Origin of the sequence: Ectopseudomonas oleovorans (assembly GCF_029845265.1) — a bacterium.
Lineage (GTDB): Bacteria > Pseudomonadota > Gammaproteobacteria > Pseudomonadales > Pseudomonadaceae > Aquipseudomonas > Aquipseudomonas oleovorans.
In genome coordinates, this window is the sequence record NZ_JAOCLK010000014.1 from 54,377 (window position 1) to 65,078 (window position 10,702).

7 protein-coding genes are annotated in these 10,702 nt (G+C 63.4%); 4 read left to right on the plus strand and 3 right to left on the minus strand.

Going from position 1 to position 10,702, the window contains the following annotated elements:
* Nucleotides 1-25: 25 nt before the first annotated feature.
* From N5J71_RS09710 to xthA, 3 genes are all read right to left on the minus strand, one after another.
* Nucleotides 26-1,015, minus strand: a complete 990-nt coding sequence (locus N5J71_RS09710) for a TerC family protein (RefSeq protein WP_003460498.1) — start codon at nt 1,013-1,015, stop codon at nt 26-28.
* A gap of 162 nt (nt 1,016-1,177) precedes the next feature.
* The gene (locus N5J71_RS09715) at nt 1,178-2,557 is read right to left on the minus strand and encodes a substrate-binding domain-containing protein (protein ID WP_092375187.1); all 1,380 of its coding nucleotides are present in this window, start codon (nt 2,555-2,557) and stop codon (nt 1,178-1,180) included.
* 101 nt (nt 2,558-2,658) lie between these two features.
* Complete coding sequence (gene xthA, locus N5J71_RS09720; RefSeq protein ID WP_039964634.1) at nt 2,659-3,471, minus strand: exodeoxyribonuclease III; 813 nt, start codon at nt 3,469-3,471, stop codon at nt 2,659-2,661.
* A gap of 271 nt (nt 3,472-3,742) precedes the next feature.
* Between xthA and N5J71_RS09725 the strand changes: the two genes are divergently transcribed.
* The 4 genes from N5J71_RS09725 to tpx all read left to right on the plus strand — a co-directional run bounded on the left by N5J71_RS09725 (nt 3,743) and on the right by tpx (nt 10,685).
* Nucleotides 3,743-4,387, plus strand: coding sequence for a GNAT family N-acetyltransferase (locus N5J71_RS09725; RefSeq protein WP_003460493.1), 645 nt, complete (start codon nt 3,743-3,745; stop codon nt 4,385-4,387).
* 210 nt (nt 4,388-4,597) lie between these two features.
* Nucleotides 4,598-6,325, plus strand: a complete 1,728-nt coding sequence (locus N5J71_RS09730) for an autotransporter assembly complex protein TamA (protein ID WP_003460491.1) — start codon at nt 4,598-4,600, stop codon at nt 6,323-6,325.
* Nucleotides 6,322-10,005, plus strand: a complete 3,684-nt coding sequence (locus tag N5J71_RS09735; RefSeq protein ID WP_279916772.1) for a translocation/assembly module TamB domain-containing protein — start codon at nt 6,322-6,324, stop codon at nt 10,003-10,005. The genes N5J71_RS09730 and N5J71_RS09735 overlap by 4 nt, the downstream gene beginning before the upstream one ends.
* Before the next feature lie 179 nt (nt 10,006-10,184).
* Nucleotides 10,185-10,685 (plus strand): thiol peroxidase, encoded by a 501-nt coding sequence (gene tpx, locus N5J71_RS09740; protein WP_084340365.1) that lies wholly within the window; start codon nt 10,185-10,187, stop codon nt 10,683-10,685.
* The last annotated feature ends 17 nt before the right edge of the window (nt 10,686-10,702 follow it).

A 10,702-nucleotide genomic window follows, 5' to 3' on the forward strand; every position in this document is an offset into this window, starting at 1 on the left:
CTCGGTCGACCGGCTACGCCGTTTCTCAGTGTTCCGGGGCTTTCTGGTCGCGGGTATTGAGCAGCGACAGGATCACCCCGCCTGCCAGCAGCCCCAGGGTGACGCCAAGCGAGAGCAGGGCGGGAACCTTGATCAGGTCGTGCAGGAAGATCTTGCCGCCGATATACATCAGCACCAGCGCCAGGGCGTACTTCAGGTAGATGAAGCGGTGCATCAGTGCGGCCAGGGCGAAATACAGCGCGCGCAGGCCGAGAATGGCGAAGATGTTCGAGGTGTAGACGATGAACGGGTCCTGCGAGATGGCCAGTACCGCCGGCACGCTGTCCACCGCGAACACCAGGTCGGCCAGTTCGATCAGCACCAGCGCCAGCAGCAGCGGGGTGGCATAGAGCAGCGGCTTGCCACTGACCTGATCCTTCAGACGCACCAGGAACTTGCCTTCGTGCAGCTCATCGGTGACGCGAATGTGCTTGCGCACGAAACGGATCACCGGATTCTGCGCCAGGTCTGGATGCGACTCTTCGTCACCGCTGCGCAGCATCTTGACGCCGCTGAATAGCAGGAAGGCGCCAAAGATGTAGAGAATCCAGTCGAACTGCTGCACCAGCGCCGTGCCCAGGCCAATCATGATCGCGCGCAGCACGATCACCCCGAGAATGCCCCAGAACAGCACGCGGTGCTGGTACTTACGCGGGATGTTGAAGTAGCCGAGGATCATCGCCATGACGAAGACGTTGTCCATCGACAGCGATTGCTCCACCAGGAAACCGGTGTAGTACTCCATCGCCTTGGTACCGCCGAGCTGCCACCAGATCCAGCCGCCGAAGGCGACGCCGACACTGAAGTAGCCGGAATACAGCAGCAGGCTCTCGCGCATCTCGATTTCATGCTGATCGCGATGCAGCACGCCGAGGTCGAGTACCAGAAGGGTGATGATCAGTACCAGGAAGGCCAGCCAGAACCAGCCGGGGGTACCGAAAATGGGGGATGTCAAAAAGGCAAGTAGAGCGTCCATGAGCCCTCCCTTATGTCTGCCTGAGTTGAAAGAAATCGACTCAGTGACTCCGACATCACGGTGAGAAAACTCACCGCCAGAGGGGCCCGGCGTCACGCGCGGCGAAGATTAGCGCCGAGCCCTTACTCTGCCAAGCCCTTTGTAAGGAAATATTTTCAGGCGTCAGTAGACCCAGACTTCGACACGGCGATTACGGATACGGCCATTGTTCTGATCATTGGCCGCCACCGGTAGCTCGCTGCCCATCCCGATGATTTCACGAAACAGTACGCCTTGTTTGGCCAGCTCGCGGCGCACGGCCATGGCGCGCAGTTTCGACAGCAGTTCGGCGCGCTCGGGGTCGCTTTTCGGATCGCCGAAACCAACCAGCACCACCTTGTCCTGCAGCTTGTCGTGTTGCTTGAGATAGTCCAGCACCCGCTGCAAATCACGATGTGCTTTGTTATCCAGCGTTGCGCTGCCTTCCTGGAAGCGGAAGTTCACCGACAGGCGCTGCGCCTGCTTTGCCAGTTGCTGGTACTCCGCTGGCATTTGCGCATCTGCGGCGACCTTGACCGCCTGGACGGTCTGGGCGATGAAACCGCTGTTGTCGACAATGGCCTGGCCGCGTGGGCTGTGGGCGAAGTCGATCAGCGCGCGTACCCAGGGATTGGCCAGTTGCGGGTCGTTGTAGAGAAACAGGCGGCGTGCCAGGGGATAGTCCTCGGTGGCGATCAGCGTGGTGCTCGGTGGCATCGGCTGAGAATTGCCCGCAGCGACGGCGACAGCCTTGGCCTGGCGGATGTAGGGCAGGCCAATGAAACCGATGCCATTGGCATCACTGCTCACTGCGTCGGACAGTTGGGTGCTGGATTCGAAGCGTTGCGCGCCGGCGGCGAGTGTGCGCCCGCCTGGAGCCAGCACCAGCTCCTTGAAGGTGTCGTAGGTGCCGGAATTGTCATCGCGTGCGTAGGGGCGAACCTTGCCGGGTTTGCCGCCCAGCGCAGCCCAGTCTCCGATCTCGCCGGAAAACAGCTGCGCGATCTGCTCCACACTCAGCGTTCCAATCGGGTTCGATGGATGGACGATGATCGCCAGACCATCGATGGCGATGACCTGTTCACTCTGCGGACTGCGCATATCGCCAAGGGGCGCCAGGGTAGCGGCTTCGCCATCCTTGATCGGCCGCGACGAGGCGGCCAGATCGGCGCTGCCGTCCTTGAGCGAGGTGAAACCGGTGCCAGAGCCGTGAGCGGCGACTTCGACTATCACCTGGCGGCCGTCGGCCCGTCGTGCGAGCAGGCGCTGCTCGTTTTCCCGGGCACCTTCTTCGCTGTGGATATCGTGCAGGCCCTGAGCTTCGAACAGCCCTTTGACCAGCTCCGGGCCGAGCTTGGCACCAATGGTGTTGGAGCCCTGGATGCGCAGTACCGGTTGGTTGCCCTCGGAGGCTGGTAGTGCGGCGAAGACGGAAAGAGGGAGGGCGTAGCAGATGAAACCGATCAGCAGCAGGGACAGAGTACGACCCCAGAGGTCGCGGTCGGCGGACAGGGCGCGCGGCATGCGGCAGGCACCTTCTAGTGGGTGGGATAAGGTGCCGCGCAGATTAAGTCAGTCAGGTTGCAGTCTTGTGACGGGGCGCCTGCTCTTCACGCATTGGTATTTCACTCCAGCTCCAGCCAGATCGGCGCATGATCGGATGGCTTGTCCATGCCGCGCAATTCGTAATCGATGCCGGCATCCTTGAAGCGCGCCTGCAGCGGCTGGCTGGCGAGGATCACGTCGATGCGCAGGCCGCGCTTGGGCTCGTCTTCAAAGCCGCGACTGCGGTAGTCGAACCAACTGAAACGATCATTCACCTCGGGGTTGAGGTGGCGGAAGCTGTCTACCAGGCCCCAGCTCTTCAGCGTCGCCAGCCATTCGCGCTCCTCCGGCAGAAAGCTGCACTTGCCGGTTTTCAGCCAGCGCAGGCGATTAGGCTCGCCGATGCCGATGTCGCAATCTTCCGGGCTGATGTTGATGTCGCCCATCACTACTAGGGCCTGCTGCGGATCGAAGTGCTCCACCAGCAGTTGATGCAGGTGGGCGTAGAAGCGCTGCTTGGCCGGGAACTTCACCGGGTGGTCACGGCTTTCGCCTTGCGGGAAATAGCCGTTCATGATGGTGACCGGGTTGCCACCCGCATCGGCGAAGGTGCCGTAGATGAAGCGGCGTTGAGAGTCTTCTCCATCGCCGGGAAACCCCTTGTGCAGGCTCAGTGGCTCCTGACGCGAGAGCAGGGCAACGCCATAGTGGCCTTTCTGGCCGTGGTAATGCACGTGGTAGCCGAGCTGACGGATCTCGGCTTCGGGGAACTGCTCATCGGCCACCTTGGTTTCCTGCAGGCCGATCACGTCCGGCTGGTGTTTTTCGATCAGGGCTTGCAATTGATGAGGGCGCGCACGCAGGCCATTGATATTGAAAGAGACGATTTTCATGGGCAGCGGGTCCTGGGCTAACGGGCATGCCATGAGAGGTATCCCGGATGATGAAAGCCTTCGCGGCATGCCTTCCCTCATCCGGTGGTTCGCGCCACCTTCTCCCGAAAGGGGAAGGGCATGAGGAAGGTGTCGCTGCGCGACTTTCAGATTAAACGGCGATGCTAGCCGATCCTCGGCGCTCGCGGCCAGCGCCTGGCGGGCATCATGAGGTGGTGCTAAGTTGGATGGGACGCGCCTGACCCACAACGCATAACAACAGAGGTCTGCCATGCCCAACAACGCTCCAGCAGAAGTGCGCATGCTTGATGGTGGTTACGCCCGCGAGGTCCGTTCGCTGCTCTACCACGCCTATCGCCACGAGCCGACCTTCGCCTACCTGTTCGAAGCGCAGCGACCGGGTTTTGATCAGCGTGTACGCGCGACGATTCGCGAACTTGTGCAGCAGCACTTCGCCGAGGATCTGCCGGCCATTGGCCTGCTGATCGATGACCGCCTGATCGGCGCAGCACTGATCGCGCCACCGCAGCGCCGCCTGGATATCACCGAAAGTTGGGGGTGGCGTCTGCGCATGCTGCTGAGCACCGGTTTCAGCTGCACCAAGCGCTATCTCGAGTACCACGATGCGGTGCTTGCCAGTCTGCCGCCCGGGCCTTACCACGTGCTGCCGCTACTGGGCATTCACCCCGAGTTTCAGGGGCAGCATCACGGCGAGCAGTTGCTCGAGGCGCTGCACGACTGGTGTGCACAGGACAGCGGCTCGCAAGGTGTGGTGCTGGATACCGGCAATGCGCGCTATCTGGACTTCTACAGGCGCCAGGGCTACGAGGAAATCGGCGAGCTGGCCATCGGCCCGGTGGTGGGGCACGTGTTCTTCCATCCCAATCCACAGCCGGTGGTGCGGGCCAGCGCTTGAGAACCTGTTCACGATCAGCTGCGCGTCGGCGCTGCTGCGTTAAAAACAGGCTCGGAATGCTCATTTACAACTCGTAAACTGCGCTTCCTCGCCTGTTTTTGCCTTGCATCGCTCTAGCTCGCAAGATCGTGAGCAGGTTCCAAGCTCCGGCTGTCTGCCCATGTCGCGAAGCCTCTGGCGCGCGCTTCGCGCCGTGGTAGCATCCCCGCCATGAGTGTATATGGACATATCCGGCGCAGCCTCGCGCTGCTGCTGATCAGTACTGGCGCCCTCGCGGCTGGCGAGCTGGACGTGCGAATCACTCCGAGCAATTCGGCGCTGAAGGCCAATATCGAGGGCTACGTCGGTAGCCTCGATGGCCGTGATACGCAGTCGTTGCGCCGTTTGCGCCGCATCGCCGAAAGCGAGGCGGACAAGGCCGCGCAGGCGCTGGGCTATTACCAGGCGCGCATCCGCAGCCATATCGAAGAGGGCGCAACGCCACGCCTGGTGCTGGAAGTCGAGCCCGGCGAACGGGTGCGCCTGCGCAACGTGGACATTCGTATCGAAGGGCCTGCCAGCGAGCTGTCTGCCTTTCGCGTACCCAGTGCCGGCCGTTTGCAGCCAGGCTCGGTGCTCAACCATGGGCGCTATGAGGACGCCAAGCGACTGATTCAGAATCAGGCCTTGCGCTATGGCTTCTTCGACGGCCGATTCTCTCGCCAGAGTTTGCAAATCGACCCGGCTGTCGGGGTGGCCGATATCGAGCTGGTGTTCGTCAGCGGGCCGCGTTACAGCCTGGGCGATATCGCCTTCAGCGGTGATTTCCCCTTCGACGAGGATCTGCTGCGGCGCATGGTGCCCTTTGCGCCAGACACCCCCTACGACTCCGAGCTGATCGCCGAGCTGTACCAGGCCCTGCAGTCCAGCGGCTATTTCGAGTCGGTGAGGGTCGATGCCATCCCGACCCAGGCCGATCAGTTGCGTATTCCAGTGGCGGTGGCGCTGCAGGTGCGTGAGCCGCGCACCATGGGCCTGGGACTGGGCTTTTCCACCGACGTCGGGCCGCGCCTGCGCGCCAACTGGACGCGCCACTGGCGCAATCCGCAGGGGCACAGCTACGGGGTGGAAACCGAATTGTCCGCTCCCAGACAGAACGTTGGCCTGTGGTACGACATTCCCGGTGACCCGCCACTGACCGACAAACTGCGCCTGGCCGGCGGTTATCAGTATGAGGAGCTGGCCAGCAAGGACAGCTTGAGCCGGCTGCTTACCCTCGGTCCGGAATGGCACAGCCAGCGCCCTGGGGGCTGGCAGCGCGTGCTGTCGGTGAAATGGCAGCGTGAGGAATATCGCCTGGGCGACGATTCCGGGTTGAGCAACTTGCTGATGCCGGGTGTCAGCTACTCGCTGCTGCGCAGCGACAATCGCCTCGACCCGAATCAGGGTTACCGCGTGCAGTTCGATTTGCGCGGCGCCGTCGATGGCGTACTGTCCGACGCAAACGTGCTGCACGGTAACGTCATGCTCAAGGGCCTGACTACCGTACTCGATAATCACCGTCTGCTCGGGCGGGTGCAGTTTGGCGGTACCGAAACCAATGGTTTTTCTGCCGTGCCGCCGTCGCTGCGCTTCTTCGCCGGTGGCGATCAGAGCGTGCGTGGTTACGACTACCAGAGTCTGTCGCCGGTGAACAATCGCGGCGACAAGATTGGCGGCCGCTACCTGTTCACCGCCAGCGCCGAGTACCAGTACAGCCTCACCGACAAGTGGCGCCTGGCGACTTTCATCGACCAGGGCAATTCCTTCAATTCGCTGGACATTCCCACCTTGAAGACGGGTGTCGGCTTCGGCGTGCGCTGGGTTTCGCCGGTGGGCCCGCTGCGCCTGGACCTCGCTCATGCGCTGGACGACGACGGTGGCGTACGCCTGCATTTCTCCATGGGGCCTGAGCTATGACCCGGCGCCTGCTGAAATGGTTGGCCGGCGGTCTGCTCGGCCTGGCGTTGCTGCTCGTCGCGGCCCTGTGGGCGCTGCTGGGTACCCAGGGTGGCAGTCGCTGGCTGCTGGCCCAGGTGCCAGGCCTGCAGGTCGACAACTTCGCAGGGCGTCTGGGCGGTGACTGGCAGGTCGATGCGCTGATCTGGCAGCAAGACGATATGCGCGTGGAGCTGCAGCAGCTGGACATGGCCTGGTCACCGTCCTGCCTGCTGCGCCTGACGCTATGCCTGGATCGCCTGCATCTGCAGCAGGTGGCCGTGACTCTGCCCGAAAGTGGGGAGGCCAGCGATGAGCCGTTGAGCCTGCCGAACCTCAACCTGCCACTGCGCTTGCAATTGGGCGATATCCAGTTGGGTGAGTTGCGTCTGGACGGCCAGGCGCAACTGAGCGATCTCGAACTGATCGCCAGTTGGAACGAGCAGGGCGTGGAGCTGCAGCGCCTGGCCTTGCAACGTGATGACCTGAGCCTGGACCTCAGTGGTCAGCTGACACCACAGGGCAATTGGCCCTTGACCCTGAGTGGTCGCCTGCAGTTGCCGGAGGTCGATGGCAAGGCCTGGCAGGTGGCGCTGCAGGTGGGCGGCGAATTGCAACGCAACCTGACGATCGAGGCCGATAGCAGTGGCTATCTCGATGCTCGTCTGGAAGGACAGGTGCAGGCGCTGGCTGAGCATCTGCCCGCTGAACTGCGCCTGACCAGCCAGGATTTCCAGGCCAGCAGCGGTTTGCCGCAGACGCTGCACCTGCAGGCGCTTACCTTGTCGGCAAAGGGTGACCTGAGCAGCGGCTATCGCATCGATGGCAGCGCCACTCTGCCCGCCGAAGAGGCGCCGATGCCGTTGACATTGCGTGGCAGGGTCGATGCCAAGGGCGCGGATATCGAATTGCTGCGCATCGAGGCCGAGGATCAGCAGCATCTGCAGCTCAGCGGTACGCTCGCCTGGAGCGAAGCGTTTCAGGTCGATGCCAAGCTCGACTGGCTGAATTTTCCCTGGCAGCGCCTGTACCCGCTGGATGAGCCGCCGCCCGTGGCGCTGCAGGAGCTGCACGCCGAAGCCAGCTATAGCGAAGGCAATTACCTGGGTAACTTCGCTGCGCAGCTTAAGGGACCGGCAGGGGACTTCAGCCTGAGCAGTCCGGTCAGTGGCGATCTCGGCCAGGTCAGCCTGCCGCAATTGCAGTTGGTGGCTGGCCAGGGCCGCGCCGAAGGGGTGGTCAAGGTCGGTTTTGCCGACGGCGTCGACTGGCAGGCCATGCTGCAGCTCAGCGCCCTCGACCCGGGGTACTGGCTGGCGGAGATGCCGGGTAATCTGGCAGGGCCGCTGAATACCTCGGGCAGCTTCAACGCCGGCGCGCTGCAGGCCAACGCTGATATCGACCTCAATGGCCGTCTGCGTGGCCAGCCCGCGCAATTACAGGTACAGGGCGCCGGTAGCGGCGAGCGGTGGCAGCTCGAGCGGTTGCTGGTGCGTCTGGGCGACAATCGGATCAGTGGCCAAGGCGCTATGGATCAGCGCTTGCGTGGCCAGCTGGAGTTGGCCTTGCCGCGCCTGGGGCAACTCTGGCCCAGCCTGCAAGGGCAGATACAGGGCCAGCTGTCCCTGGCCGGTACGTTGCAAACGCCGCAAGGCCAGCTGGCGCTGAGTGGGGAGCGTCTGGCCTTTGGCGACCCCAGCCTGCGGCGACTGCAGCTGGACGCGACGCTGGATGCCCGCCAGCAGGCGCGCATCGGTTTGAATCTGCGTGGCATCCGCATCGGCGATACCTACCTTGGGCGCCTGCAGGCCGATGGTCGTGGCGATCAGCGTCGCCAGGCGCTGGACATCGATTTGCAAGGTCCGCTGTTGCAGCTGGCGTTGGCCCTGGACGGCAGCTTGAGCGAGCAGGGCGACTGGCGCGGTCGTATTGCCAGTGGCCGTGTGCAGAGCGGCGGGCAGGATTGGCAATTGCAACAGGTGGCGACACTGGAGCGCCTGGCCAGCGGCCGCATGAACCTGGGCGCGCATTGCTGGCAGTCCGGCGATGCCAGCCTGTGCGGCGGGCAGCAGCGGCTGATGCCACAGCCCAGCCTGGACTGGCGCCTGGAGAATTTCCCCTTGGCCAGCCTGCAGCCCTGGCTGCCCGAGGACTTTGCCTGGCAGGGGCGGCTGGATGGTCAGCTGAAAGTCGAGCTACCCGACAGCGGTCCCAACGGCCAGATCAGGCTCGATGCCGGCGGCGGCAACCTGCGTATTCGTCAGCCGGATGAAGAGCAGTGGCTGGACTTTCCCTACGACAGCCTGCGCCTGGACAGCACGCTGCGCCCTCAGCGGGTAGACAGCGAACTGCGTTTCGTCAGTAGCCGCCTGGGTGAGCTGCTGCTGCAGGCGCAGATCGACCCACGCCCGGCGAGCAAGCCGGTCAGCGGCGAGTTTCGATTGAGCGGTTTCGACCTGGCCGTGTTGCGTCCCTTCGTACCCATGGCGGAAACGCTCGAAGGCAAACTGCAGGGCAGCGGCAACATAAGCGGCCAGCTGCTGGCGCCGCAGATCAACGGCCAGCTGCGCCTGGACGGCGGCGAGCTGTCCGGCAGCGAACTGCCGATCAGCCTGGAGAACCTGCAATTGCAGGCGTTGATCGCGGGCGAGCAGGTGCAGCTCTCTGGCGACTGGCGCAGTGGTGAGCAGGGGCGTGGCAATCTGCGTGGCGAACTGACCTGGGCCGAGGGGCTGAGCGGCGATCTGGCATTGCAGGGACAGCGCTTGCCGGTGAAGGTCGAGCCCTATGCCGAGCTGGAAGTCGAGCCTGATCTGCAATTGCAGCTGCGTGCCCAGCGTCTGGCCGTCAGCGGCAAGGTTGGTGTGCCGCGTGGTTTGATCAGCGTACGTGAACTACCGCCGTCGACGGTCAAGGTTTCCGGTGATGCACGGGTGGTCGGTCGTGAAACCCCGGAAGCTGAGCAGGGCATGGGCGTCGCCATGGATGTCGATGTCGAGGTGGGGCAGGACAAGCTGGCCTTCAGCGGTTTTGGCCTGACTGCCGACCTGCGTGGACGCGTGCACATCGGTGATAACCTCGATACCCGCGGTGAACTGGATCTGGTCAATGGCCGCTATCGCGCCTACGGCCAGCGCCTGACCATTCGCCGCGCGCGCCTGCTGTTCACCGGGCCCATCGATCAGCCGTTCCTCGATGTGGAAGCGATTCGCCGGGTCGACACGGTCGTCGCCGGTATCCGTCTGTCCGGCAGCGCCGAGCAGCCGAGCACCACGGTCTTCGCCGAGCCGGCCATGAGCCAGGAACAGGCGCTGTCCTATCTGGTGCTGGGCCGGCCTTTGGGGCAAAGCACGGGGGACAACAACATGCTTGGCCAGGCAGCGCTGGCGCTCGGTCTGGCCGGCAGCAGTTCGCTCACCACCAGCCTGGCCACCAGTCTGGGTATTCAGGATTTTCAGCTCGACACCGAGGGCAGTGGCGTGACCACCAGTGTGGTGGCCAGCGGCAATATCACCGAGCGCTTGAGTCTGCGTTACGGCGTGGGTGTGTTCGAGCCGGCCAACACCATTGCTCTGCGTTACGAGCTGAGCCGGCGCCTGTACCTTGAGGCCGCCAGCGGTCTGGCCAGCTCGCTCGACCTGTTCTATCGCCGGGACTTCTGATAGTAGCGCCACCTTTATGCTAAATCCCTACATGGCTGCGGGTGTATCGGCGGCGCTTCTGCGCTAGTCTGGACGCATGGTCGGGCCGTGACCTGCCATTCGATGGAGCATTCGCCACGGCGACCCCCCCCCATGTCACACATTTGCCCTTCAACTCCCTGAACGATAAGGAAACTCCCATGGCGCAAGTCACTCTCAAAGGCAACCCGGTGCAGGTCGACGGCCAACTGCCGCAGGTCGGCCAACAGGCACCAGCGTTCAGCCTGGTCGCTGGCGACCTGAGCGACGTCACCCTGGCCAGCCTGGCTGGCAAGCGCAAGGTGCTGAACATCTTCCCCAGCGTCGACACCCCGACCTGCGCTACCTCCGTGCGCAAGTTCAACGCCGAAGCCGGTCAACTGAACAACACCGTGGTGCTGTGCATCTCCGCTGACCTGCCGTTCGCCCAGGCACGCTTCTGTGGTGCTGAAGGTCTGGAAAACGTGGTCAATCTGTCCACCCTGCGTGGCGCCGACTTCCTCAAGAACTACGGTGTGGCCATTGCCAGCGGCCCGCTGACCGGCCTGGCCGCGCGCGCCGTGGTAGTACTGGATGAAAACGACAAGGTGCTGCACAGCGAGCTGGTTGGCGAAATCGCTGATGAGCCGAATTACGCAGCTGCCCTGGCCGCGCTGAAGTAACTCGCAGCTGGTTCGAT

Coding starts and splice junctions, on each gene's coding strand:
- N5J71_RS09710 (WP_003460498.1), bottom strand. CDS start 1,015: ATGGACGCTCTACTTGCCTTTTTGACATCCCCCATTTTCGGTACCCCC.
- N5J71_RS09715 (WP_092375187.1), bottom strand. CDS start 2,557: ATGCCGCGCGCCCTGTCCGCCGACCGCGACCTCTGGGGTCGTACTCTG.
- xthA (WP_039964634.1), bottom strand. CDS start 3,471: ATGAAAATCGTCTCTTTCAATATCAATGGCCTGCGTGCGCGCCCTCAT.
- N5J71_RS09725 (WP_003460493.1), top strand. CDS start 3,743: ATGCCCAACAACGCTCCAGCAGAAGTGCGCATGCTTGATGGTGGTTAC.
- N5J71_RS09730 (WP_003460491.1), top strand. CDS start 4,598: ATGAGTGTATATGGACATATCCGGCGCAGCCTCGCGCTGCTGCTGATC.
- N5J71_RS09735 (WP_279916772.1), top strand. CDS start 6,322: ATGACCCGGCGCCTGCTGAAATGGTTGGCCGGCGGTCTGCTCGGCCTG.
- tpx (WP_084340365.1), top strand. CDS start 10,185: ATGGCGCAAGTCACTCTCAAAGGCAACCCGGTGCAGGTCGACGGCCAA.